Genomic DNA, 24398 nt, shown 5'->3' on the forward strand with positions numbered 1-24398 from the left:
GGACCTTCAGATTGAGCGAGGGCCGCTGCGGCGTGTAACTTAGGCAAGGCTTACCAAGCCTGGATGTCCTTCCCACAGCACCCCACGAAAGGAGCGCCCGTGCGCGCCTCCCGTCTCATCGCCGTCGGCATCGCCGCGGCCCTGACCGGTTCCCTTGCCGCCTGCTCGTCGTCGACGGATGCCGACACGATCCAAGCCGAGTCCGACGGTGGCTTCCCCGTCACGATCGAGCACGCCTACGGCGAGACCGTGATCGAGCAGCAGCCCGAGCGGGTGGCAACCGTCGCCTGGGCCAACCACGAGGTGCCGCTGGCGCTGGGTGTCGTGCCCGTGGGCATGAGCAAGGCCACGTGGGGTGACGACGACGGCGATGGCGTCCTGCCCTGGGTCGAGGACCGACTCGAGGAGCTCGGTGCCCAGACGCCCGTCCTGTTCGACGAGACCGATGGTCTGGACTTCGAGGCGATCGCTGACACGCAGCCCGATGTCATCCTCGCTTCCTACTCGGGTCTCACGCAGGAGGACTACGACACGCTGTCGAAGATTGCGCCGGTCGTCGCCTACCCCGAGGTCGCCTGGGGCACCTCCTACGAGGACATGATCCGCGTGAACTCCGCCGCGCTGGGTCTGTCGGCCGAGGGCGACGAGCTCATCGACGACCTGCACGCCAAGGTCGAGACCGCCGTCTCGAACAACCCCGAGCTCGATGGCGCACGCGTGCTGTTCAGCTACATCGATCCGGCCGACTTCAGCCAGATCGGCTTCTACACGAGCCACGACACCCGTCCCGGCTTCCTCGAGAGCATCGGATTCCCCGTCCCCGAGATCGTCGCCGAGGAGTCGGCCGCGACCGATGCGTTCTACACGACGGTGAGCGCGGAGGATGCCGACCGCTTCGCCGACGTCGATGTCTTCGTGACCTACGGCGAGGCCGACGGCGCGATCATCGACCAGCTGCAGTCCGATCCGCTGCTGTCGCAGATCCCCGCGATCGCGAACGGCTCGATCGTGGTTCTCGAGAACAGCACGCCGCTGGCGGCCTCGGCCAACCCGTCGCCGCTGTCGATCGGCTGGGGCATCGACGATTACTTCGAGCTGCTGGCCTCGGGAGTCGCTGGACAGCAGTGACCACCCTCCACGCGCCCGCACCGGTACCGGCCGTCGCCTCGCTGCGACGGTCGGTATCGGTGCGTGTCGTGTGGGTCATCACGGGGATCGGCGTGCTCGCCGCGCTCGCGGTCGCATCCGTTGCGTTCGGGGTGGCAGATGTCAGCGCCGGCGACGTGGTCGCGGGGCTCACGGGCGACGTGTCGACGATCGAATCGGCAGCGGTGGTCAAACGGATGCCGCGCACGGCGCTGGCGATCCTGGTCGGTGCCGCCCTCGCCCTGGCGGGTGCGAGCATGCAGGCCGTCACGCGTAATCCGCTCGCCGACCCCGGCATCCTGGGAGTCCTGAGCGGTGCCGCACTCGCGGTCGTCGCCGGCCTCGCCTTCTTCGGGATCATGGACCCGTACGGGCAGATGGGGCTGGCGATCGTCGGAGCAGCCGCCGCGGCGGTGTTCGTCTACGCGGTCGGGTCTCTCGGGCGCGGGGGAGCGACACCGCTCAAGCTCGCGCTCGCGGGGGCTGCGACCTCCGCTGCGCTCGCGTCGCTGGTGAGCGCGATCCTGCTCCCTCGCATCGACGTCATGTCGACGTTCCGCTTCTGGCAGATCGGTGGCGTCGGCGGCGCCGAGTGGGATCGCGTCGCGGTCGTCGCGCCCGTGCTGCTGGTCGGTGCGGTCATCGTGTTCGCGACCGCGCGGGGCATGGACTCCCTCGCCCTCGGCGACGACCTGGCGGCGGGGCTGGGCGAACACGTCACCCGCACGCGGCTCGTATCCTCGGCAGGGGCCGTCATCCTGTGCGGTGCGGCCACCGCGATCGCCGGTCCGATCGGGTTCGTCGGACTCGTCGTCCCGCACGGCGTGCGCATGCTCATCGGTTCCGACCACCGCTGGCTGCTCCCGCTGTCGGCGATCGGTGGGGCAGCTCTTCTGCTTGCCGCCGACATCATCGGTCGGCTGGTCGCCAAGCCCGAAGAGATCGAGGTCGGCATCATCACGGCGCTCATCGGCGCCCCCCTGTTCATCTGGATCGTCCGACGCCAGAAGGTGCGCGAGCTGTGACCGCCACCGCGACACCCACCCCGACCGTGTCGGCCATCGCCCTCGGTCGCCGCTCCCGCCGGCGGCGATGGAGCACGACCACCGGCATCCTCGCGCTGCTCGTGCTGACCGTGATCGCCGTGAGCACGATGGTCGGGCACACCTTCTACTCGCCGCAGGAAGTGCTGCGCGTCATCCTCGGCGACACGGTGCCCGGGGCATCCTTCACCGTCGGGGAACTGCGTCTGCCGCGGGCCATGCTTGCGCTCTTCGCCGGCTTCGCCTTCGGGATGGCGGGTGTCACGTTCCAGACGATGCTGCGCAACCCGCTTGCCTCGCCGGATGTCATCGGCATCAGCGCCGGCGCGAGCTTCGCGGCGGTCACGGGCATCATCGTCTTCTCGCTGAGCGATCTGGCCGTCTCGGTCGTCGCACTCGTGGGGGCCCTCGTCACGGCCACGGCGATCTACCTGCTCGCCGACCGCCGAGGGTTCGCGGGGGCACGGCTCATCCTGATCGGTATCGGCATCGCGGCGATGATCGACAGTCTCATCGCCTACCAGCTCTCGGGAGCGGCCGAGTGGGATCTGCAGGCGGCGATGCAGTGGCTCGCGGGAAGCCTCAACAACGCTTCCTGGGAACGTCTCGTGCCGCTGGCGATCGTGATGCTGCTCGTGGTCCCGGTCATGCTCGCTCGCAGCGCCGACCTCGATGTGCTCCGACTCGGCGACGACTCAGCCGCAGCCCTCGGGGTGCGGGTCGCGCCCACGCGCATGCTGCTCATCATCGGTGCGGTCATCCTCCTCGCGTTCGCCACTGCGGCGACCGGGCCGATCGCGTTCGTCGCCTTCATGGCAGGGCCCATCGCCGCGCGGCTGCTCGGACCCGGCTCGTCCCTCCTGCTTCCTGCGGGGCTCGTCGGTGCGCTGCTCGTGCTCGTGGCCGACCTCGTCGGTCAGTTCGCCTTCGCGTCGCGCTACCCGGTGGGCGTGATCACCGGCATCCTGGGCGCCCCCTACCTCGTCTATCTGTTGGTGCGCACGCACCGGTCGGGAGGATCTCTGTGAACCCGCTGCCCGTCACCGCTCCCGTCCGAGAACCGGACGTCTCTCGCGAGGTCCCGCCGATGAATGTCGCCGCCGAGCCCGCACCGGATGCCTCCCGCGACGCCGCTCCCGCGCCCGCCATCGAGGCCGCGGGCACGGCCGCCACGCATCGCCTGGCCGCCGAGGGTCTCTCGCTTGCGTACGGTGACCGCCTTGTCGTCTCAGAGCTGGATCTGCAGATCCGTGCGGGGGCGATCACGACGATCGTCGGAGCCAACGGATGCGGCAAGTCGACGCTGCTACGCGCGTGTGCCCGGCTGCTTCCGCCCCGGGCTGGCCGCGTCGTGCTCGACGGACGCGAGATCCATCGCACCCCCACGAAGCAGATCGCGCGCGAGATCGGTCTGCTCCCGCAGAACTCCGTCGCGCCGGAAGGTATCGCGGTCGCCGACCTCGTCGGCCGTGGGCGGCATCCTCACCAGCGGATGCTTGCCCGGTGGAGTCCGCGTGACTACCAGGTCGTCGCGGAGTCCCTGGAGGCGACCGACATCGCGGATCTTGCCGACCGCTGCGTCGACGAACTGTCGGGTGGGCAGCGTCAGCGCGTCTGGATCGCCATGGCGTTGGCGCAAGAGACCGACATCCTGCTGCTCGATGAGCCGACGACTTACCTGGACGTTGCGCACCAGATCGAGGTGCTGGACCTGCTGACCGACCTCAACCGCAGCCGCGGCACGACGATCGTCATGGTGCTCCACGACCTCAATCTGGCCGCGCGCTACGCCGACGAGCTCGTCGCCATGAAGGACGGCCAGGTCCATGCCTCGGGAGCGCCCGATGTCGTCGTCACCGAGGCCCTCGTCCGAGACGTGTTCGGGATGGACAGTCGTGTCATCCCCGATCCGGTCTCGGGTTCACCCGTCGTCATGCCCATCGGGAGGCATCATGTCCGTCGCTGAAACCATCGTCCTCGACGCCCCACCGTTCGTGGTGGCGCGTGCCGCCGTGAGCGCGATCGACCGGGTCTCGCCGAGCTTCGTGCGCGTCACCTTCACCGGGTCGGATCTCGACGAGTTCGGCGACCCGGATCGGATCCTCGACCAGCGCATCAAGCTCATCTTCCCGCCGAGCTCCGGGCGCCTGCCCGATCTGACCCATCCGGACGGCGACTGGTGGTCGGTGTTCCTCGCCGTGCCCGAAGAGGAGCGCGGGTCGATGCGCACCTACTCGATCCGGGAGCTGCGCGTCGAGGAGGGCGGCACCTCGGTCGTCATCGACTTCGTGCTTCACCTCGAACCGGGATTTACCGGTCCCGCGTCGTCGTGGGCCAGTCAGGCATCCGTCGGGGATGAGCTGCTGATCGTCGGTCCCCGCCGGGGCCGCCCGGCCGGGGGCGGGATCGAGTACGCGCCGGGGAGCGCGCGCGAGATCCTGCTCGCCGGAGACGAGACTGCAGCGCCGGCGATCGCCCGCATCCTCGAGGACATCGATCGGGATGCCGTCGGATGCGCGGTCATCGAGGTTCCGTACGCCGACGACGTGCTCGCGATCGATGCGCCGGCCGGTGTCGAGGTTCGGTGGGTCGCTCGGGAGGGCGCTCCGAACGGTTCGCGGCTGATTCCCGACGTTCTCGGATACCTGGGTGCGACGGCCACGGTGACCGTGATGGATGACGGGACCGAGGAGCTGCTCTGGGAGACGCCGGTCTACTCGGGGTCAGGTGAGGACCTGGACGCTCCCGTCGAGGCGATCGACCGCTATTTCTGGATCGCGGGGGAGAGCTCGGTCGTCACGACGCTGCGCCGCCATTTGGTGAAGGATCTCGGCATCCATCGCTCGCAGGTCGCGTTCATGGGCTACTGGCGCCGCGGCGTCGCCATGCGCGGCTGAGTCGCGGGGGCCTGAGTCGCGGGGGCCTGAGTCGCGGGGGAGTCAGGCGGGGAGTGCCGCTTCGATCGCCTCGATGACCTCGGGCGCATCGGGCAGGGTGCGCGGGCTGAAGCGCCACACGCGGCCGTCGGGGCTGATGACGAACTTCTCGAAGTTCCAGCTGATCTTGCCCGCCTTGCCGTCGGCGCCCGGGACGGTCGTCAGCTGCTGGTAGATCGGGTGCGCGTTCTTGCCGTTGAGCTTGACCTTCTCGGTCATCGGGAACGTCACGCCCCAGGTGGCGGAGCAGTACTCGGCGATCTTCTCTTCCGAGCCGAGCTCCTGCAGGAACTGGTTGCTCGGGAAGCCAATCACCGTGAACCCGCGCTCGCCGTAGGTGCGCTGCAGCTCCTCGAGCTGCTCGTACTGCGGGGCGAGGCCGCAGCGCGAGGCGACATTGACGACGAGCGCCGCCTTGCCGCCGGTGAGCGCGCCGAACGTGGTCTTTTCGCCGCGCAGGGTCGTGACGGGGATGTCGGAGAGGTCCATGGTGGGGTCCTTTCGGGGGAGCGGTCAGGCGGATCGAAGCTCGGGGCGGTCTGCGCTGGTGAGGTTGTCGCGTAGATCGTGAAGCGAACTGATGAGGCTGTGCGCAGCATCCGGTTCCATCTTCATCGCGTCGGCCACGCACCCCGCGACGCGGTGCAGGGACGCTTGCAGATCCGCGGATGCCTCGGTCGCCGTCACCATCACGGTGCGCCGGTCGCCGGCCGGGCGGAAGCGTTCGACGAGCCCTGCGGATTCGAGGCGGTTGACGAGTCCGGTGATCGTGCTGGCGTCGAGGTGGAGTTCGGCGGCGATGCGCCCCGGGCTGGTCGATTCGTCACGCCACAGGATGCCGAGCACCAGCAGCTGCTGATACGTCACGCCCCACGGCGCGAGCAGATCGCGGTAGAGCTGCACGGTGGCCTGCGCGGCGGAGTACACCGCGAAGCACACGGAATCCTCGAGGGTCACGGTGGGCTGGGTCACGCGAGAAGCTTTGCATGCAAGTTATTGGGATGCAAGGTAGTGAGCTTCCGATTCCGAGACTTTCCGGCCCCTCTGGGTGCCCCCGTGAATCAGTAGTGATCTCGCGCCTGCAGTATGACGATGTGGTCATCGGTCACGTAATAGACGAGCCGGTTCTTGTCGTCGATACGACGAGACCAGGCGCCTGAAAGAACGTGACGAAGCGGTTCGGGCTTTCCGATGCCCTCGAACGGATCACGAACGACATCCGCGATCAGCAGGTTGATCCGCTTCAGCGTCCTGCGGTCCTGTGTCTGCCAGTAGACGTAGTCCTCCCACCCGTTCGGGTCGAAGGCAAGCGATCGCGTCACGCCTCGAGGAGGTCGTGCTGCTCAAACTCTCCGCGACGTGCACGCTCCACGGCGTCCAGCAGTCGCTCCGCGTTCGCAGGGTTACGCAGGAGGTAGGCAGTCTCGGTCAGTGCGTCGAAGTCATCCTTGGACATGATCACGGCGTTGCCGCGGCGAGAGACGACCTCAACGGTCGTGTGGTCCTCGTTGACCTGCTGAATCAGCCCGAACAGGCTTTTTCGCGCTTCGCTCGCGGTGATGGCGGACATGGCTGCGACCCTTTCGGATGAGTAGTACGTAAAACGGTACCACTCTGGCGTTCAGTCGAGGGCCGTTCATCGCGCAGTCGGTCGCGACTTGCGCAAGGTGATCCCGCCGCTCATCCCTACTCGGCGGGCTTGCGTCTAGCGCCCCTCCCACCCTTCCGCAGTTCCCGTTCGAGGTCAGCGTCCGGGAAACCGCCTATCGGGCCCATAAGCCCCGGCGGCACCCGTCGTCGGGCCTACCCAGGGCCGAGAGGCCCACCCAACTCGCCAGGGCATACATTGGCCAGACGTGCCCGATTGCTGTCTTCAGGCATCCCGAATGGCATATCGGTGCATCGTCACGCCACCGGCGTAGGTCGCCTGCTCGAGCAGCTCCAGCCCCACCGGCGCGCTCACCTCATCGAACAGCGGGCGTCCCGAACCGAGGATGACCGGATGTGTGAACAGCAGCACCTCATCGAGCAATCCGGCCGCAAGAAGTTGCGTCGCGACATCGGCTCCGCCCACGCCGATGTCACCGCTCGAACTGGCGCGTAGCTCGCCCAGCCGCTCGATGGCGTCATCCCCGCCGAACACCGTCGTGTTGTACGGCGCCTCGGTGCGTGAGTGCGAGACCAAGATCTTCGGCTTGTCGGTCCAGATGTGGCCGTAGTCCCGGTACACCTGCGGGAACTTGGTGTTCTCGCGCGCCGCGGGCCAGAAGTTCTCCATCGTCTCGAAGACTTTGCGGCCCTGCACCATCATCGTGAGTGCCTCGGCGCGCACGTTGAACTCCTCGTGCAGCTCGTCGCCGATGCTCATCCAGTCGCCGCCGCCCTGCTCGTCGTGCGCGTGCTCGATGAACAGGTCGAGCGAGACGTTCATCCAATACACGAAGCGGGCGGGCATGCATCCTCCTCGTCGCGGCGGTCTGCACAGTCCACCACGCCGGGTGGTGTCGGTGCGAGGGGGTAGTTTTCGAGGATGGTCGCCCACAACGACAAGCCCGTGCTGCACGTCGACTCCGTCGAGGAATGGGAGCAGTGGCTGGATGCCGATCCCAGCCCCGACGGCGTGCGACTGCGCCTGCGCAAGACGGCCACGCGCAAGCCCGGCATCACCTACGCCGACGCGCTGGATGTCGCGCTGTGCTTCGGCTGGATCGACGGACAGAAGCAATCACTGGATGCCGACTACTTCCTGCAGGCGTTCACCCCGCGCCGGCCCCGCAGCCTCTGGTCAAAGATCAACATCGCGCACGTCACCCGCCTGATCGACGAAGGACGGATGCGGCCCGCGGGCCAGCGCGAGATCGACCGCGCGAAGGCCGACGGTCGGTGGGATGCCGCCTACCGTCAGAGCGATGGCGATATCCCTCCCGAGTTGCAGGCGGCGCTGGATGCCGACCCGAAGATCGCCGCCGCGTTCGCCGCCCAGTCCGCCCAGAACCGCTTCGCGATGTCGTTTCGCGTGGGCAACCTCAAGCGGCCAGAGTCACGTGCCGCCCGCGTCGCCGAGTACGTCCGGATGCTCGAACAAGGGGAGACGCTCCACTGAGTGCGACGAGTGGGCCCCTGCGCTCAGATCCATGCGCGCGCGTCGTGTGACCATGTTCTTCCGGTGACCTCACCTCGCAGCACCGGGTCAAGGAAGGAACCGATGAGGGCGACCGCGCGTTCCACGGTGCGGTAGTCGGCGCATGCCGGTATGGGTCCAGCATCCCGCGCGTACCGTCGTCCCCACGCTGCCGGCACGGTGAAGCGCTCAGGCAGTGTGAGCCCACGTGCTCGAGCCTCTGCGACGAGGGCTCGCCGGAGCTTGTCTGCGCTCACATCCTCGGTTGTCGTCAGTACGACAAGGTCGACGAGATCCCACTCGCGGCTTGACGGTCTGCCTCCGTAGTGCGCTAGCGTCGCGCAGACCTTATCGGCGATCTGATCGACGATCGGATACAGGCGGTAGTCGTGGCTCGGCAGCTTCGGGATGTCGAGTCCGTTGGCGGGCGACGTCACAGTCGGTTCGTCAGTGATGACGATGTTGATGACGAGATCAACGCTCAGGCTGCCGCGCTTGTTTGCGCCTACGTAGACGTCAAAGCTGACGTGATAGCCCTCGGCATACGGCTGCTGGCCACCGACCGCGTCGCCGTGTTCTCTGTACTCGAAGCGGAAGAAGTCGCCAAGGTCGATGGCTGCCAGCCGTCGGAGATCGGCGAGGGCGCCGTCGAGCGAGTGGTCGGCGCGAAACAGGTCAATGTCTTTCGTTGCGCGAGCGGACCCCACCCGCGCGAGGAGGCCGGTGCCGCCCTTGAGCACCCATCCTGACTCACCTGCCTCAGAGAAGATTCGGCTGAGGAAGCGGCGGAAGTACTCCTGCGCGATCAGATCGCCGATCGTCGTTGACGGGTCGCCCGCTGCGGTCCTTCGTGCGGCTTCGCGGATCGCCGACTCTACGCTTGCAGCGGAGGCGTACCGCTCCTCAGTCACCTTTGCTCCGTGTCGGCGGGAGAGGCCTCGATCTGCTTCGCTCGTTGGGCTAGCGCTGCCCAGTTCACTGAGCTGATCACTTCACTTAGCCGCGAGTCGACCGCGGCCGCAGCTGCCGCTATCGACTCAGCAGGAATGTCAAGCACGGGTAGCGACGGCATCACGATCTTGGTGAGCTTCTCGGCGAGTTCAGCGTGTTGCTGGTTCACGGTTTCGAGCATCGCTCGAAATTCAGGGCCTTCGAAGAGTGCTGACGTGTCGATCGTGGCCAGATAGTCGCGAGCGACGAGCGCCGCCAGATCCGGCATCCGCATAATCTGTTTCGAGAGGCTGCCGAGGTCGATGTGCGCGACTTCGAGCAGTTCCTCAAGCAGGGCAGCGCCGTCTCCCTTCGCGTGTCCATTTCGCTCAGCGAGGGGGGCGAGCATCTCGGTGAGTCGATCGGTGTCGAGTCGGGACGTGCGCGCGGCATCCCGGAGAGCATCCCCAATGTGGTCGAGCTGCGCGCGCTGCTCGACGAGATCAGCGATGGTGCGCTCTACGGTCATGACCGGCAGACCCTCCCGAACGGTGGACTCGTCGGGTGTCAGCATCCGAGTTCGGTAGCGAACATCGGGACGCTGGGTCTGCTTTCGAGATGGGGTTGTGAACTCGCTGCGTGTGGCCCGGAAGTTTCCGATGCCGTGCAGCGTGGCCGCCGATTCACCCGCGATCACGACCGCGGGCGGCTTGTCTTGAAGTCGATCCCAGGCAAGGCGCGCGGGTTCGGAAGCTAGCCACGCCGCGCGCAGTTCGTCGTGGTCGCCCCCGGGTGCACCGGCATCCTTGTAGACCCCGTGCGACAGCCGCACGAGGTCTCCGGACTCAGCGAGGCGCGTGAGGTTCATGTGGCTCACGCCGCGCGCATTGGCCTGAGCCGAGGTGATCATGCCCCACTGGGACTCTGACACCTCCGCCAGAACCCTGAGCGCTTCGCGTGATCGCATGCTTGGATTCTAACGTCCATATGGTTAGTTTCCAAGCTCTGATTCTGTGTCGTTCGAGACGACGATCAAACTCAGCGCTGGCTCTTCACCCGTTGCTCCGGATCAGTCCCCGCCGACGCGGGCGGCGTTGAAGGCATCCCTGATCGGATGGGTGTCATAGACGATGTGCAGTCTCTCGACGAGGCCGGCTTCGTTGAGTTCGGCGACGTCGACGACCGTGAAGGGCGCGGGTTTTCCCGTGGAGAGGATCCAGTCGAAATCGAACCAGAAGCTCACGATCGTGCGCCCCTCGGTCGATCCGGTCATGGTGGTCCGCAGCGTCAGCCGTGAGCTGGCGGTGTCGGCGAACAGGACGGGATAGAACTCCGCGGCGGGCATCGTGCCATAGAGGGGAGACTCGACGATCCCATCGGGCGTGAAAAGCGCGATCACGCGATCGGCATCCGCAGCCTCAAGGCTCGCGAGGTACTCATTCACCAGGTGGTCGACATCCGCCCGTATCCCGTCGTCGTGCACAGCCATGGCTCGACACTAGCGAGCGCCGAAGTCGACGGGACCACTCACGCCGCGGGGACCATGGTCCCTATATGTGGTCTGACCACAATGCCACGATGGTGTCAGGACGAAGGCGTGGACACCGGGTCCATGCCAGGTAGGAGGATCCGATGTCCACCACCATCGATGCACTCGTCGCACGAGCACAAGATGCTCTGGCCGAGTACGCGTCGTTCACGCAGGAGCAGATCGACCACATCGTGCGCAAGGCATCGGTGGCAGCTCTCCACCACCACGGCGAACTGGCCGTCATGGCCGTCGAAGAGACCGGTCGCGGCCTCTTCGAAGACAAGGCCGTCAAGAACATGTTCGCGTGCGAGCACGTGACGCACTCGATCATCAAGCAGCGCACCGTCGGCGTCATCAGCCACGACGAGATCACGGGCATCACCGAGATCGCCGACCCCGTCGGCGTCGTCGCGGGCATCACGCCGGTGACCAACCCGACCTCGACCGCGATCTTCAAGTCCCTCATTGCGCTGAAGACCCGCAACCCGATCGTCTTCGCGTTCCACCCGTCAGCGCAGAAGTGCTCGGTGGCCGCAGCGACGATCGTTCGGGATGCCGCGGTCGCGGCCGGCGCGCCCAAGAACTGCATCCAGTGGATCGCGGAGCCCTCGCTCGAGGCATCCGGCGAACTGATGAACCACCCCGGCGTCGCGCTTATCCTCGCCACCGGCGGCAACGCCATGGTGCGCGCCGCGTACTCCTGCGGCAAGCCCGCCCTGGGTGTGGGCGCCGGAAACGTGCCCGCCTTCATCGAGCGGTCCGCCAAGGTCGGCCGCGCCGTCAACGACGTCGTGCTGTCCAAGGCGTTCGACAACGGCATGGTGTGCGCGTCCGAGCAGGCCGTCATCCTCGACGAGCCGATCGCCGCCGAGGCGCTGGCCGAGTTCACCCGCCTGCACGCCTACATGGTCAACGCCGACGAAAAGCGCAAGCTCGAAGAGTTCATCTTCGGTGTCCACGCCAACGCCAAGAACTGCGGCGAGGCCAAGCTCAACGCCAAAGTCGTCGGCCAGTCCCCGGTGTGGATCGCCGAGCAGGCCGGCTTCACGGTCCCCGAAGACACCTCGGTGATCCTCGCCGAGTGCGCCGTCGTCGGACCCCAGGAGCCCCTCACGCGCGAGAAGCTGGCACCCGTGCTCGCGGTGCTGCGCGCCAAGAACGCCGAAGAGGGCATCTCGCTGTCCGAGCAGATGGTCAACTTCGACGGCCTCGGCCACTCCGGTGCGATCCACAGCAACGACCAGAGCGTCATCGACGAGTTCGCCAAGCGCGTCCGCGCGGTGCGCATCATCGAGAACGCGCCTTCTGCCCTCGGTGGCATCGGCGACATTTACAACGCGTTCATGCCGTCGCTGACCCTCGGCTGCGGTTCCTACGGACGCAACTCCGTCTCCAACAACGTCTCGGCGGTGAACCTCGTGAACGTCAAGCGCGTCGGCCGGCGCAACAACAACCTGCAGTGGTTCAAGGTTCCGGCCAAGACCTACTTCGAGCCCAACGCCATCCGCTACCTCATCGACATGAAGGGCGTCGAGCGGGTCACGATCGTCACGGATGCCACGATGACCAACCTCGGCTTCGTCGACAAGGTCATCGACGTCCTGAACCGTCGTCCCGGACGCGTGCACCTGCAGATCATCGACCAGGTGCTGCCCGAGCCGAAGCTCTCCACGGTGCAGGCCGGTGCCGCCGAGATGCGCGCGTTCAACCCTGACACGATCATCGCGCTCGGTGGGGGATCTCCGATGGATGCCGCCAAGGTCATGTGGCTGCTCTACGAGAACCCCGACGTGCAGTTCTCCGACATGCGCGAGAAGTTCTTCGATGTCCGCAAGCGCGCGTTCAAGTTCCCCGACCTCGGCAAGAAGGCCAAGCTCGTCTGCATCCCGACGACCTCGGGCACGGGTTCGGAGATGACGCCGTTCGCGGTGATCACCGATGACGAGACGGGCATGAAGTACCCGCTCGCCGACTACGCGCTCACCCCGTCGGTCGCGATCATCGACCCGGTGCTCACCGCAGCACTGCCGGCGAAGGTCGTGGCGGATGCCGGATTCGACGCCCTCACGCACGCCACCGAGGCGTACGTGTCGGTCTACGCGAACGACTACACCGACGGCCTGTCGCTGCACGCGATCAAGCTCATCTTCGAGAACATCGAACGCAGCGCCAAGGCCCGCCCCGGCAGCACGGACCCCGCCGACATCCAGGCCCGCGAAAAGATGCACAACGCGGCATCCATCGCCGGCATGGCCTTCGGCAACGCGTTCCTCGGGATCGTGCACGCGATGGCCCACGTCACCGGATCGAAGTTCCACCTGATCCACGGACGCACCAACGCCATCTACCTGCCGCACGTCATCCGCTACAACGGCCGGGTCCCGTCCAAGCTGACGAGCTGGCCGAAGTACGAGCGCTACGTCGCTCCCGAGCGGTTCCAGCAGATCGCGCAGCACCTCGGGCTCAAGGCATCGACGCCCGAGGAGGGCGTGGAGTCCTACGCTCGCGCGGTCGAGAAGCTGCGTGACGCGGTCGGTATCGAGCGCTCCTTCCAGGCGCAAGGCGTCTCGGAGGCGGCCTTCATCGGCCGGCTCGACGAGCTCGCGATGGCAGCCTACGAAGACCAGTGCGCACCGGCCAACCCCCGGATGCCGATGCTCGCCGACATGAAGACCCTCATGGAGGCGGCGTACTACGGGACCTCGTTCGACGAGGTCCGTGCCCACCGCGGCGAGGTCGCGGTTGCGGGAGAAACCACGGCAGAGGCCCCCGCAGCCCCGGTCGCCGGGCGCCGCGCGTAGTACGAGATCACCGAATCCCCGCCGGGTCGCGTTTCCCGGCGGGGATTCGGCGTGCGTGCCCCCCGCTATTCGGCCACGAGGGGAGCGTTATCCGCCCGGTGTCGGTTCGGGCGCCGCGATCCGTGCGCTGCCCCCGCCGATCACATCGCCATCGGCATCCATCGCTCGAACGCCCACGTACGCGCCCAGTGAGCCGGTGTCGGGGATCGGAATCTCGGTCTCGAATCCCTCGCGCGGCACGCGTGCGATCTCGACCGCGGACGCCTCGTCCGCTCCGCTGACCAGCTGCCATGACGACACGTCGGTCGCGCCGTTCCAGGACGCGAACACACTGGCCGTCGAGCCATTCTCGATCAGCTGCGCGTCGGGCGCAGTGGCGGGCGTCGCCGTCCACGGCGAGGCGTAGACCCGGTAGCTGGTTCCGGCCGTGAAGGTCGCGTCGTAGACGAGGTCGCCGTCGCGATCGAACTCGGAATAGAAGGGCTGCGAGCCCCATCCGATCACGATGTTTCCGTTCGGAAGCTCCTGAAGGTTGCCCTGGGTCGCCGAGAGCCGATCATCCGGCGGCAGATACTCCGCGACCGCCGACGCCGTCATCGCCTCCTCGTCGAGGGCGAGCCGCAGACCTCGTGACCTGTCGGCATCCGCTTCCGACTGATTGTCGAAGAGGGTGATCGTGCCATCGGCCCGGCGCTGAGCGTCATGCTGCCACGCGAACTGGGTGTCGGCATCCATCGTGAAGTCGCTGTCTCGCCCACCCAGCCGCCAGTCGACGGTCGCGGTCGCTCGATCGAGGCGATACACGGTGCCCGTGTTCCGGGCCGACACCAGCAGTCCGTCTCCGTCGAGCGAGACCCCGTTCAGGTGGATGTAGTCGTACGGCTCCGTGCGGGTGCCGCCCCCTTCGGGGAGCTCGTGCACCGACTCCGTCACCGGCACCTCGTCCAGCGACGCCCAGTCGAACACGACCTCACCTGTGGCGATGTCGACCTCCTGCACGTGACCCTCGAGGACGTAGCCGTCGCGCGGACCCCCGACCGCCGTGAGATCGGCGGGTGCGGTCACATAGGCCAGCAGCAGCATCGTGCCCTGCGGAGTGATCGTCGTCTCGTGCATGTCCGCATTCCCCGGCCCGAGGGGGTCCGCGGTCGTCACGCGCCCGATCTCCGAATAGGTGTCATCCAGGATGACGATCTCGCCGCGCCCGTGAAAGCCCGAGCGACCCACCCAGTACGTCAGGACCGGCTCGCCCTGGTGCTGCTGTACACGAAGGTCGAACGCCGAGTTCTCGCCGGTGTTGGCGATCCACACCGGGTTGCCCTCGGCATCCACGATCATCGCCCCCTGCATCGCCGACCCGCGGTCGAGGTCCTTCGGGCCGAGGAAGGCGTACATGTCGTCCCGCACGAGACTGGCCGCATCGTCGGCAGTGCTCACCGTCACGATCGGGGGAGTGAGGTCTGGCCGGCTCACGAACGACCATGCGTCAGCCGGCGTGACATCGGCGTCATCGTCGCCGCCAGAAGCCCTCTCCCCGGCGCATCCGGCGAGCGCGAGCGTCACCGCGACCGCGAGCCCGGCACCGGTGAGGGTTGTGTGACGCGTCATCCCGGGAGTGTCCCACGGGATCCCGCGCAGACGCCCGTCGCTGAGAGGACTCTCACGCAGCAGCCGCGCCCCGCACCTCAGAGCAGGTTGACGGTTCCGATCGTGACGAGTACTGCCCCGACGAGCGCGACCGACAGGTTGAGCACCAGGGAGGAGTTCGCGACCAGCCAGTCGCTCAAGCGCTCCAAGCGGGGCCGCACCGACCGGCTCCCGAACACATACGCGAGCACGAGCGCGGCGACCGTGGAGGCGGCGGCGGCCGTGAAGACCAGCACCGCGAGGCTGCTGCCGACGATGTCGAGGGAGGCCGACCCGATCGCCAGGCCCGCGGCCAGCGCGATCGTGAGGTTCTTGGGCCGAGCGTTCATCGCGAGTCCGAACACGAACGCCCGGCGCGGCCCGACGTGATCCATCGCCTTGGTCCACGACGGCGGATCCGTCGGAACCGGTCGCCGACGGTCGGCAATCGCCCGCCAGATCCCCGCGACCACCAGCCCCACGCCCAGGGCCAGCTCGACGACATGAGCCCACGGCGGCATCTGCTCCCGTGTCGACGGCGGGATCAGGCGAGCGGCGAACGAGAAGAGCGTGACCAGCACGAGGACGCCCGACGACCACCCGGCCAGGTATCCGACGCTGGCCGGGATCGGCCTCGGTGAGAGCAGCAGCAGCACGACTGCGAGGATCGGGAACAGGCTCAATGCGGCGGCCATGCCCAAGGGCACGACGTACCAGAGAACCGAGACCACGCTTCGACTCTAGAGCCGAGCGCGCGCTGTCAGGGAACGATCAGGACGGGCGCGTTGAGGTTCATGAGCACGTCGTGGACGACGCTCGAGATGTTCGGCGGCGCCTCGGTGTGACCGCGGCCGATGACGAGCATCGCTGCATCCACGGATGCCGTCAGCAGCGCCGGGGCGACGTTGTCGGCGACCACTCGCGAACTGAGATCCAGGTGGGGAATGTCGATGAGAGCGCGCGCGCTGGCGCGGGCGACGACATCCCTCGCGGCCGACGCGCGATACTCGCCGTTGCTCGACGATTCCTCGTGGGGAACCGGGGGACGTGCGTGGATGAGGACCAGCTGCTGGTCGGCACGCGCCGCCTCGCGTGCGCCCTGCATGAGCGCCGCATCCGACGACGGCGACCCGGTGACCCCGACGACGACGCCGTGCCGCCCTTCGAGCGGCAGGTTGGGCACCACGACCACGGCCGAACGCGCGGCAGCGACGACGTAGACGGATGCCGCGCCGAACGCGCGTCCGCGCAAGAACCCGGTCCGGTGGGAGCCGACGATGAGCAGATCGTGCGGGCGAGCGGCGCCCGACAGCACGCTCGGCGCCCGCCCGTGCACGAGCTCGGTCTGGACGTGGGGAGCTCCGGCCTGAACGGCCCGTCGACGAGAGGCATCCAAGACATGGATGCCGCGCCGCTGGGCGTCTGCCATGTAATCGTCCCCGGCAACACCCCAGGTGTCGTCGATGACGTGAACGAGCAGCAGCTCACTCCCGTGATCGACAGCGTAGGAGATCGCCCAGGAGAGCGCTCCAGCACTGGGACCTGAACCGTCGACACCGACGACGAGTCGGTCGTACGGAGACACCCGCCAGAGCACGTCGTGCGCCCGGTCGCTCCTCGCAGCGGCCTCCGACGAGTCCACCTGCGGGTCGTGGATTGAATTCCGCATCCGCCTGCACCTCCTGTCATCCCAGCTTCGGTGCCGCCCGGCGGTCGCCACAGGGCCGAAGGTCCCGCGCTAGAATCCAGGCGAGAGAGCCAACGGACAGGGACGGTGGGGCCGGTGGCCGATATCGAGGCGAGACTTCGCAGCCTGTTGGCAGCGAACGCCGCCGTGGTCAGTCAGCTGGAACTGTCTGCGGTGCTCCGACGGATCGTGGAGTCTGCGGTCGAACTGGTGGGGGCGCGCTACGGCGCGCTCGGAGTCATCGGGCCCGACGGCATGCTCGAAGAGTTCATCCACGTGGGGCTGAGCACCGAGGCGGCCGACGCGATCGGGCCGCCACCGCGTGGCCGGGGCGTCCTGGGCGCCCTCATCCACGATCCCCACCCCATTCGGCTGGAGCACATCGGTCGGGATCCGCGATCAGTCGGATTCCCCCGCAACCATCCCCGAATGGACAGCTTCGTCGGCGTCCCGATCCGCGTGCGAGGCGAAGTCTTCGGCAACCTGTACCTCACCGAGCACCCCGATGGGGCGTTCACCGAGGAAGACACCGAGCTCCTCGAGGCCCTCGCGGCAACCGCCGGTATCGCGATCGACAACGCGCGTCTGTACGAGGACTCCGTGCGGCGTGAGCGGTGGGCGGCTGCGGCGGCGGAAATGAGCGCCGCCATGTTCTCGGACGAGACCGGCCGGCCGCTGCAACTGCTCGCCGACAAGATCCTCCAGCTCACGGATGCCGCAACCGTCCTGGTGATCTCCTCGATCAGCGAGACGATGATGTGCGTCGACGTGGCCCGAGGACAGCATGCCGACGATCTCACCGGTGCCGTGCTTCCGATGGCGGGCAGCCTCGCGGGCCGCGTGTTCGACAGCTGGCAACCGCTGCAAGTCAGCGGCGACACTGTCGAACTCGGCGACGAGCTCATGGCGTGGGGGCCGACAGCCGTCGTGCCGATGCTCGGTGCCGCCGGCGCCCCGATGGTGCTCGCGGTGGGTCGCCCGGTCGGCGCGGCGCGTTTCACCGAGAAGGATGTCGATCTCGCTGCCGACCTCGCCGCCCAAGCCACGATCGCGCTCGAGCTGGCGCGCGGGCGCTCGGACCGTCAGGCGCTGGCGCTCATGGACGAGCGCGGCCGCATCGCCCGCGACCTTCACGATCACGTCATCCAGCGCCTGTTCGGTGCGGGGCTGTCGATCCAGGCGGTCGCGGGGCGAATCGCCGACCCGTCGGCCAAAGGCGAGTTGGCGGCACAGGTCGACGCGCTGGATGCCGCTATCGCAGAGATCCGCACCGTGATCTTCGCGCTGCGCGAGCGGCACGTCGCGGCGGGGTCCGTGCGGCACCGCATCGTGGATGCGATCAGCGAATTGTCGCCGTCGTTCGCTGAGGCGCCCCGCCTGGTGTTCCAGGGGCCGCTGGATCTGCGCACCCCCGCCGACGTCGCGGACGACGTCGTGGCCGTCGTCCGCGAGGGAGTCAGCAACGTCGCCCGTCACGCGCAGGCGCGAGAGGCATCTGTCAGCGTCGGCATCACCGACGAGATGCTGATCGTCGAGATCCTCGACGACGGCGTCGGCGTGCCGGAGGCGCCGACCAGACGCAGCGGTGTCGGTAACCTTGAGCATCGCGCCGCGCGGTGGAACGGCGAATTCGTGCTCACCGGCCGTGACGGCGGCGGCACCCGCTTACGGTGGGCGGTGCCCTTGGCGCAGGGAGAGACGACATGATCCGAGTTTTCGTGCTCGATGACCACGAGATCGTCCGCCGCGGTGTCGTCGATCTCATCGACGGCGAGCGCGACATGGAAGTCATCGGCGAAGCATCCACGGCCCGGCAGGCGCTCGGCCGGATCGCCGCGACGATGCCGGATGTCGCGGTTCTCGACATGCGGCTTCCCGATGGCAGCGGCATCGACGTGTGCCGCGACATCCGCTCGAAGCATCCGAGCGTCACCTGCCTCATCCTCACGGCATACGACGACGACGAAGCCGCCTACTCGGCGGTGCTGGCGGGAGCGTCCGGGTACGTCCTCAAGGACATCAAGGCCAACGGTCTGCTCGAGGGCATCCGCGCCGTCGCCTCGGGCAAGAACCTGCTGTCGTCGGCAGCGGCCACGCGCGTGCGCGAGCAGGCGCGCGAGACCCGCACGAGCACGCCCGGTGTGGACCTCACCGATCGCGAACGCCAGGTGCTCGAACTGATCGCCGAAGGATTGACCAACCGGCAGATCGGCGAACGCCTGGACCTCATGGAGAAGACGGTCAAGAACTATGTGACCGGGCTGCTGCGCAAGCTCGGCATGGAACGGCGCACCCAGGCTGCCGTCTACGCCACGTCACTTCGTACACAGTGACGCGGGCACAGTGAGGCCGTCGCGGCGCCCGGTGACGAGTCGGGCGCCGCGACGGCATGCGTGGGGGAGGCTCGCAGATCGACGGCGGGCCCTCTGCACCAGGTTCGGGTGATCCGCCGGATACCTCTCCCCACGTGCGTCGCCGAACATCGTCCAGCGACGAAACCAGTCATCCTCAGCGGGGCTTCGGACGAGCTTTCGTGGTCTGACATCAGAGTGCACCACGGCGACGAGAGCCCATAGGGCCTTTGGTCCCAACCGCTACCGGGTCCCGGCCGGAACCGCATCAGTGCCGGGCATGGTCAGGCACGCGCAGCGATGGATGCGGCATCCGTGCCGGCCGGGAGTACCCCGTAGAGGTGAGCGCCGCCGGCGATCCGCGAGCCGATGAACGCGTCGGCGACGGCCGGGGGAGCGTGGCGGACCAACAGCGAACCCTGCAGCGCGAGCGCGAGCGCCGTCACCAGCTCGCGCGCGCGACCCTCGCGAGCGTCGTCGTGCGCCAGCTCCGAGACGAGCTCCCGTGTGCGCCGGAGATGGGCGTCGAGCCGCCGGTCCACGCCGCTGGTGTGCGCCAGCTCGGCGTCGAAGGCTTCGAAGCTGTCCGGATCCCGCACCAGAGCGCGCAGCACGTCGAGCGCGATGACGTTTCCCGATCCCTCCCAGATCGCCATCACGGGCTGCTCGCGGTACCGCATCCCGAGCGGAAACGATTCGGTGTACCCGTTGCCCCCGAGACACTCCATCGCCTCGTACGCGTGGCCGGGCCCGCGCTTGCAGACCCAGTACTTCGCCACAGCGGTGCCGAGTCGCCGAAACGCGACCTCCTGCGCCGTCGCATCCTGGTCGTAGGCCCGCGCGAGCCGCATCGCCGTCGCGGTCGCCGCCTCGGTCTCGAGCTGCAGGTCGGCGATCACCTGCGTCATGAGCGGCTGGTCGATCAGCCGAGCACCGAACGCCGCGCGGTGGCGCACGTGCCACGCGGCCTCCGCGGTCGCCTGCCGCATCCCTGCGGTCGTTCCCAGAACGCTGTCGAGACGCGTGCGCGTGACCATCTCGATGATCGTGCGCACCCCTCGCCCCTCCTCACCGACCAGCCGCGCCCGCGCTCCCTCGTATTCGACTTCGCCGGACGCGTTCGCCCGGTTTCCGACCTTGTCCTTCAGGCGACGGATGCGGATCTCATTGCGCGCACCATCCGGAAGCAGCCGCGGCAGGAGGAAGCACGACAGGCCGCCGGGAGCCTGTGCGAGAACGAGGAACGCGTCCGACATCGGCGCCGAGCAGAACCACTTGTGCCCGGTCAGTTCGTACTCGCCCCCACCGACGGGCCGTGCGAGCGTCGTGCCCGCCCGCACGTCGGAGCCGCCCTGCTTCTCCGTCATGGCCATACCGAATACGGCACCCGCCTTGCCCGGCACCAGATCAGGCTCGTACTGCGTGCTCAGCAGTCGCGGCATCCACACCCCGGCGAGGTCGTCGTCAGCGGCGATGACCGGAACTGCCGCGTGTGTCATCGACACCGGACACGCGTGACCGGGCTCCACCTGCGCGTACAGCATGAACGCGGCAGCGCGTGCCACGGATGCCCCCGGCCCGGGTTCCCGAAACGCACCAGTGTGCGCGCCGTCGGCCAGTGCCGCCCCGATGATCCGGTGGTACGCGGGGTCGTACTCGACCTGGTCGATCACACGCCCGTACCGGTCGTGGGTGCGCAGCACAGGCTCGATCCGGTTCGCGCGGGCCGCATCGTTCTGAAAGGCAGCGGAGCCGACACGCCGCCCGATCCGGTGCAGTCGTTCCGACGCGCCACCGGCATCATGTCGCTCCACCGCCTCGCGCAGCGCGGTATTGGCCTCGTACTCGTCGAGACCGGTGCGTTCGGGGGCCTGGTTCGTGACCTCGTGCGTGTTCATCCGACTCCCTCGTCCGTTGCTCCACGGTAAGCCTGTGCCCCGCGCGAAGGCCATCGAATCCCGGATGCGGCGCTCCCGGCATCCGGGATGGCCGCCGGTAGGGTGAGGGGGTGACATCGGCGCTGCGCATTACTGTCGTGATCCCGTGTCGCAATGACGCCGAGTTCCTCCGGGAATGCCTGCGGGCGCTGCAGAAGCAGGAACGCCCTGCCGACCGGGTGATCGTCGTCGACAACGGCAGCACCGACGACACCGCCGCCGTCGCGCGAGAAGCCGGCGTCGAGCTGATCGACGAGCCGCTCGTGGGGATCTGGCCTGCTGCGGCCCGCGGGTACGACGCGGCGCTGCCCACGAGCGAGATCATCGCCCGCGTCGATGCCGACTCTCGGCCGCACCCCGACTGGCTCGCGCGCATCGAGGCCGCGTTCGAGGCCGACCAGACCCTCGGTGTGCTCACCGGCGGCGCGGAGTTCTACGGTGCGGGCAGAGTCGTCCGCTATCTCGGCGAGCACTGGTACATCGGCGGGGGCAGGTTCTGGGTCAACCTCTGGCTCGGCATCCCGCTCGTGTTCGGATCGAATTTCGCCATGCGCTCCGCCATCTGGGAGCGCGCACGCGAGGTCGTGGACCGTGACAACGCGCGCATCCACGATGACCTCGATCTGACCATCCACCTGCGCGAGAGCGACGGCGTGCGGTGGGACCGCACGCTGACGATGCCGGTCTCGGCCCGGCCCCTCACCTCGGTCCGTGGCCTCGCGCGCCGCGTGGGACGGGTCGTCCCGACCTTCGCCGCCAGTTGGCCGGAGGGTGCGCCCTGGCGGCGCCGAGAAACCGACTATCCACAGGAAGGCCCGGGCGGCGACGACGCAGGAGTCGCGGTCACCTAGGCTCAGGCTCCATGCCGACGATCTCGACCGCGCTCACCGTTGCGGCGTTCGCGGCCTTCGCGGTGATCGGAACGATCCTCGCGATCATCGACATCCGTAGCCACCGGCTTCCCAACCGCCTCGTCGCGCTCGCCGGGGCGACCGGACTGCTGGGGCTGTCGGCGGCCGCTGCCACGGGCGGGCACCTCGACGTCCTCGTGCGTGCCCTGCTGGCGGCCGTCGTGCTGCTGGGCGCGTACCTCGTGCTCCGGATGCTGTCGGCGGGCGGCGTCGGCGGTGGTGACGTCAAGCTCGCCGCGGTGATCGGTCTGCACCTGGGGTGGCTCGGCTGGGGGAGCGTGCTCGTGGGAACCCTCGCGGGGTTCGTGCTGGGAGGAGCGTTCGCGGCGGGGATGCTCGCGACGCGGCAGGCAGACCGCCGCACGGCCATTCCGTTCGGACCGTGGATGATTGGCGGCGCGTGGGTGGCGATCGCCCTCGCCGTGTCAAGGCCCTGACATTCCCCGGCCGTCTCGACGCCTGCCGGTTAGCCTGGACTCATGCCGGCCGCCCTGAAGACGTTCATCGCCGCCGCGATCAGATGGGCGTTGTCGCTGCGCATCGTTCGCACCCTGCTGCTGTACGCCGAGCGCCGCGGCCCGGTGCTGGCCGACAGCGTCACGTACCGCGCGCTGTTCTCGGTGTTCGCTGCTGCGGCGCTGGGGTTCTTCTTCGCGGGGCAGTGGCTGGCAGACAACCCCGAGGCGTGGGATGCGCTCGTGGAGGCCGTGGATTCGGTGATCCCGGGGCTCATCGGCGAGAACGGCGTCATCAGCACCGACACGCTGGAGTCCGGTCTCACGATCGCGGGAATCGTCGGTGGCATCGGGCTCGTCTTCGCTGCGATCGGCGCCGTCGCCACGCTGCGCTCGGCGTTGCACATCCTCGGGGGAACCGTCTTCGACGACGGCTTCTTCGTCTGGGTGATGCTGCGCAACCTCGCGATGGCTGCGGGCGTGGGAATCGCGGTGATCGCCTCCGCGGCCGTCACCTACTTCGGCACGGCAGGCGTCTCGCTCGTGGCCGGATGGCTGGGGCTGTCGTCGGGGGAGTTCCTCGTCGACGCGCTGACCAGAGCGATCGGCATCGCCACGGTGTTCGTCCTGGATGCCGCTCTCATCGCGGCGATCTTCCTGGTACTGGGCGGCATCCGGGCGCCGGCGCGGGCGCTGTGGGCCGGCTCGCTGGTCGGCGGCCTGGGACTCACGGTGTTGCAGCAGCTGTCGGGGCTGTTCGTGCAGGGCGCCTCCGCCAATCCCCTGCTCGGCGCATCCGTCACGCTCATCGCGCTCCTGCTGTGGCTGAACTTCTCGGCGCAGGTCATCCTGATCGCGTGCACCTACATCATCGTCGCCGCAGAGGAGTCCCAGGGCGTCGTCCCGGCATCGGCCCCTCTCACCTTCGCGCAGCGGCGGCTGCGCCGCGCGGTGGCGACCTCGCGACAGTCGACGCAGGAACTGCTCGCCGCGCGCGCCGCGGCGATCGAGGAGAGCGCGGACCTGCGGGACTATGCTCGGGGCATGGCCATTGCACGACTTCACGGAGGCCCGCTCGATGGGCAGGTCCTGCCCCTGGATGCCCCGGACGCGGACACCATGATCGTTCCTTATGGCGAGGGACAGGTCATCTACGAACGCCGCGGTGCGCTCGAGCACACGGGCGATCACGACGGCCCCACCGAGGGGGAGTTCTACTTCGTGGAGTCCACCGATGAGATCGGACCCGCCGACGACTGACGAGGCCGCGGGGTCGACAGATCCGTCGCGAACTCTGGAAGTCGAGGTCACCTTCGACGTCGATCCGTCCACGCCGGTGCCCGACTGGACGGCGGTCGCCGGCATCGACCGCGTCGGAGAGCCGGAACTGCGAGAACTCGACGCCGTCTACTACGACACCGCGGACTACGCGCTCGGTCGCGCCGGGTACGCACTGCGGCGCCGCGAAGGCGGGCCGGACGCCGGCTGGCACCTCAAGGGGCCCCGCGAGGGCGCGGGCCGGATGGAAACCGGCTGGCCGCTCGATACGGGCGGGGGATCGGCATCCGTCCCGGGTGTTCCGCCCGAGATCGTCGCACACGTCGGTCACCTCGTCTCGGATCCGCTCATCGTGATCGCTCGGATCCGGAACACGCGCACCGCCTACGCGCTGACGGATGCCGACGGCGGTGTGGTCGCGGAGATGGTCGATGATCGTGTCCGCGCCCGCGACGAGGTGCGCGGGACGGAACGGGCGTGGCGTGAGTGGGAGATCGAGGCGGGCCCCGCGGGTCCGGTCGGCACCGCAGAGCGGACGGCGTTCTTCGACGCGATCACGATCGCCGCGCACCAGGCTGGCGCGCGCGAGGCGTCGAGTGACTCGAAGCTCGCGCGCGCCCTGGGCCTGTGACGCCTGACCCGCGG

Annotated in this window: 25 protein-coding genes; 13 read left to right on the forward strand and 12 right to left on the reverse strand. The window is 68.1% G+C overall.

From position 1 onward, the window contains the following. The first annotated feature begins 99 nt into the window (after window positions 1-99). Genes AC3ENO_RS05990 through AC3ENO_RS06010 form a run of 5 tightly spaced genes read left to right on the forward strand, consistent with a single transcriptional unit; the run spans window position 100 to window position 5086 of the window. Window positions 100-1128 carry an iron-siderophore ABC transporter substrate-binding protein gene (locus AC3ENO_RS05990; RefSeq protein ID WP_434969702.1) on the forward strand — a complete coding sequence of 343 codons (1029 nt, stop codon included), beginning with the start codon at window positions 100-102 and terminating at the stop codon, window positions 1126-1128. Beyond that, window positions 1125-2171, forward strand: coding sequence for a FecCD family ABC transporter permease (locus tag AC3ENO_RS05995; RefSeq protein ID WP_434969703.1), 1047 nt, complete (start codon window positions 1125-1127; stop codon window positions 2169-2171). Before AC3ENO_RS05990 ends, AC3ENO_RS05995 begins: the two co-directional genes overlap by 4 nt. Next, window positions 2168-3217: a FecCD family ABC transporter permease gene (locus AC3ENO_RS06000; protein WP_434969705.1), complete on the forward strand. Its 1050-nt coding sequence runs from the start codon at window positions 2168-2170 to the stop codon at window positions 3215-3217. The genes AC3ENO_RS05995 and AC3ENO_RS06000 overlap by 4 nt, the downstream gene beginning before the upstream one ends. Continuing rightward, a complete protein-coding gene (locus tag AC3ENO_RS06005; protein ID WP_434969706.1) occupies window positions 3214-4155 on the forward strand; it encodes an ABC transporter ATP-binding protein in 942 nt (313 codons plus the stop codon). The genes AC3ENO_RS06000 and AC3ENO_RS06005 overlap by 4 nt, the downstream gene beginning before the upstream one ends. Next, window positions 4142-5086: a siderophore-interacting protein gene (locus AC3ENO_RS06010; RefSeq protein ID WP_434969707.1), complete on the forward strand. Its 945-nt coding sequence runs from the start codon at window positions 4142-4144 to the stop codon at window positions 5084-5086. Before AC3ENO_RS06005 ends, AC3ENO_RS06010 begins: the two co-directional genes overlap by 14 nt. A gap of 42 nt (window positions 5087-5128) precedes the next feature. Here AC3ENO_RS06010 and AC3ENO_RS06015 read toward each other — a convergent pair whose 3' ends face one another. The 5 genes from AC3ENO_RS06015 to AC3ENO_RS06035 all read right to left on the reverse strand — a co-directional run bounded on the left by AC3ENO_RS06015 (window position 5129) and on the right by AC3ENO_RS06035 (window position 7580). After that, window positions 5129-5614 (reverse strand): glutathione peroxidase, encoded by a 486-nt coding sequence (locus AC3ENO_RS06015; protein ID WP_434969708.1) that lies wholly within the window; start codon window positions 5612-5614, stop codon window positions 5129-5131. A gap of 24 nt (window positions 5615-5638) precedes the next feature. Continuing rightward, on the reverse strand, window positions 5639-6097 hold the full coding sequence (locus tag AC3ENO_RS06020; protein WP_434969709.1) for a MarR family winged helix-turn-helix transcriptional regulator: 459 nt from the start codon (window positions 6095-6097) through the stop codon (window positions 5639-5641). Between the two features lie 89 nt (window positions 6098-6186). Beyond that, window positions 6187-6447 carry a Txe/YoeB family addiction module toxin gene (locus AC3ENO_RS06025; RefSeq protein WP_434969710.1) on the reverse strand — a complete coding sequence of 87 codons (261 nt, stop codon included), beginning with the start codon at window positions 6445-6447 and terminating at the stop codon, window positions 6187-6189. Beyond that, a complete protein-coding gene (locus AC3ENO_RS06030) occupies window positions 6444-6695 on the reverse strand; it encodes a type II toxin-antitoxin system Phd/YefM family antitoxin (protein ID WP_434969711.1) in 252 nt (83 codons plus the stop codon). The genes AC3ENO_RS06025 and AC3ENO_RS06030 overlap by 4 nt, the downstream gene beginning before the upstream one ends. Window positions 6696-6998: 303 nt before the next feature. Beyond that, on the reverse strand, window positions 6999-7580 hold the full coding sequence (locus tag AC3ENO_RS06035; RefSeq protein WP_434969712.1) for a dihydrofolate reductase family protein: 582 nt from the start codon (window positions 7578-7580) through the stop codon (window positions 6999-7001). A 75-nt stretch (window positions 7581-7655) separates the two neighbouring features. Here AC3ENO_RS06035 and AC3ENO_RS06040 point away from each other — a divergent pair, with 75 nt between their 5' ends. Then, complete coding sequence (locus tag AC3ENO_RS06040) at window positions 7656-8228, forward strand: YdeI/OmpD-associated family protein (RefSeq protein ID WP_434969713.1); 573 nt, start codon at window positions 7656-7658, stop codon at window positions 8226-8228. Between the two features lie 23 nt (window positions 8229-8251). Here the strand turns inward: AC3ENO_RS06040 and AC3ENO_RS06045 are convergent, their stop codons facing one another. The 3 genes from AC3ENO_RS06045 to AC3ENO_RS06055 all read right to left on the reverse strand — a co-directional run bounded on the left by AC3ENO_RS06045 (window position 8252) and on the right by AC3ENO_RS06055 (window position 10665). Further along, window positions 8252-9157, reverse strand: coding sequence for a nucleotidyl transferase AbiEii/AbiGii toxin family protein (locus AC3ENO_RS06045; protein ID WP_434969714.1), 906 nt, complete (start codon window positions 9155-9157; stop codon window positions 8252-8254). Continuing rightward, on the reverse strand, window positions 9154-10143 hold the full coding sequence (locus tag AC3ENO_RS06050; RefSeq protein WP_434969715.1) for a type IV toxin-antitoxin system AbiEi family antitoxin domain-containing protein: 990 nt from the start codon (window positions 10141-10143) through the stop codon (window positions 9154-9156). The genes AC3ENO_RS06045 and AC3ENO_RS06050 overlap by 4 nt, the downstream gene beginning before the upstream one ends. Before the next feature lie 102 nt (window positions 10144-10245). After that, on the reverse strand, window positions 10246-10665 hold the full coding sequence (locus AC3ENO_RS06055) for a nuclear transport factor 2 family protein (RefSeq protein WP_434969716.1): 420 nt from the start codon (window positions 10663-10665) through the stop codon (window positions 10246-10248). 143 nt (window positions 10666-10808) lie between these two features. Here AC3ENO_RS06055 and adhE point away from each other — a divergent pair, with 143 nt between their 5' ends. Next, the gene (gene adhE / locus AC3ENO_RS06060; RefSeq protein ID WP_434969717.1) at window positions 10809-13508 is read left to right on the forward strand and encodes a bifunctional acetaldehyde-CoA/alcohol dehydrogenase; all 2700 of its coding nucleotides are present in this window, start codon (window positions 10809-10811) and stop codon (window positions 13506-13508) included. Between the two features lie 87 nt (window positions 13509-13595). Here the strand turns inward: adhE and AC3ENO_RS06065 are convergent, their stop codons facing one another. From AC3ENO_RS06065 to AC3ENO_RS06075, 3 genes are all read right to left on the reverse strand, one after another. Next, window positions 13596-15116, reverse strand: coding sequence for an arylsulfotransferase family protein (locus AC3ENO_RS06065; protein ID WP_434969719.1), 1521 nt, complete (start codon window positions 15114-15116; stop codon window positions 13596-13598). Between the two features lie 77 nt (window positions 15117-15193). After that, entirely contained in the window at window positions 15194-15865 is a 672-nt protein-coding gene (locus AC3ENO_RS06070) for a GAP family protein (protein ID WP_434969720.1), read from the reverse strand. Between the two features lie 29 nt (window positions 15866-15894). Beyond that, window positions 15895-16803: a universal stress protein gene (locus AC3ENO_RS06075; protein ID WP_434969721.1), complete on the reverse strand. Its 909-nt coding sequence runs from the start codon at window positions 16801-16803 to the stop codon at window positions 15895-15897. Between the two features lie 114 nt (window positions 16804-16917). Between AC3ENO_RS06075 and AC3ENO_RS06080 the strand changes: the two genes are divergently transcribed. Together AC3ENO_RS06080 and AC3ENO_RS06085 are read left to right on the forward strand one after the other, a co-directional pair. After that, window positions 16918-18528 (forward strand): GAF domain-containing sensor histidine kinase, encoded by a 1611-nt coding sequence (locus AC3ENO_RS06080; RefSeq protein ID WP_434969722.1) that lies wholly within the window; start codon window positions 16918-16920, stop codon window positions 18526-18528. Then, window positions 18525-19154, forward strand: coding sequence for a response regulator (locus AC3ENO_RS06085; protein WP_434969723.1), 630 nt, complete (start codon window positions 18525-18527; stop codon window positions 19152-19154). Before AC3ENO_RS06080 ends, AC3ENO_RS06085 begins: the two co-directional genes overlap by 4 nt. A gap of 302 nt (window positions 19155-19456) precedes the next feature. Here the strand turns inward: AC3ENO_RS06085 and AC3ENO_RS06090 are convergent, their stop codons facing one another. Further along, window positions 19457-21070, reverse strand: a complete 1614-nt coding sequence (locus AC3ENO_RS06090) for an acyl-CoA dehydrogenase family protein (RefSeq protein WP_434969724.1) — start codon at window positions 21068-21070, stop codon at window positions 19457-19459. 110 nt (window positions 21071-21180) lie between these two features. Between AC3ENO_RS06090 and AC3ENO_RS06095 the strand changes: the two genes are divergently transcribed. The 4 genes from AC3ENO_RS06095 to AC3ENO_RS06110 are packed head-to-tail and all read left to right on the forward strand — an operon-like array spanning window position 21181 to window position 24384. Beyond that, a complete protein-coding gene (locus AC3ENO_RS06095) occupies window positions 21181-21960 on the forward strand; it encodes a glycosyltransferase family A protein (protein WP_434969725.1) in 780 nt (259 codons plus the stop codon). Window positions 21961-21971: 11 nt separating this feature from the next. Continuing rightward, the gene (locus tag AC3ENO_RS06100) at window positions 21972-22457 is read left to right on the forward strand and encodes a prepilin peptidase (protein WP_434969726.1); all 486 of its coding nucleotides are present in this window, start codon (window positions 21972-21974) and stop codon (window positions 22455-22457) included. 42 nt (window positions 22458-22499) lie between these two features. Beyond that, a complete protein-coding gene (locus AC3ENO_RS06105; protein WP_434969727.1) occupies window positions 22500-23735 on the forward strand; it encodes a YihY/virulence factor BrkB family protein in 1236 nt (411 codons plus the stop codon). After that, entirely contained in the window at window positions 23710-24384 is a 675-nt protein-coding gene (locus AC3ENO_RS06110; protein ID WP_434969728.1) for a CYTH domain-containing protein, read from the forward strand. The genes AC3ENO_RS06105 and AC3ENO_RS06110 overlap by 26 nt, the downstream gene beginning before the upstream one ends. Window positions 24385-24398: the final 14 nt, after the last annotated feature.

Source organism: Microbacterium sp. bgisy207, assembly GCF_057706855.1.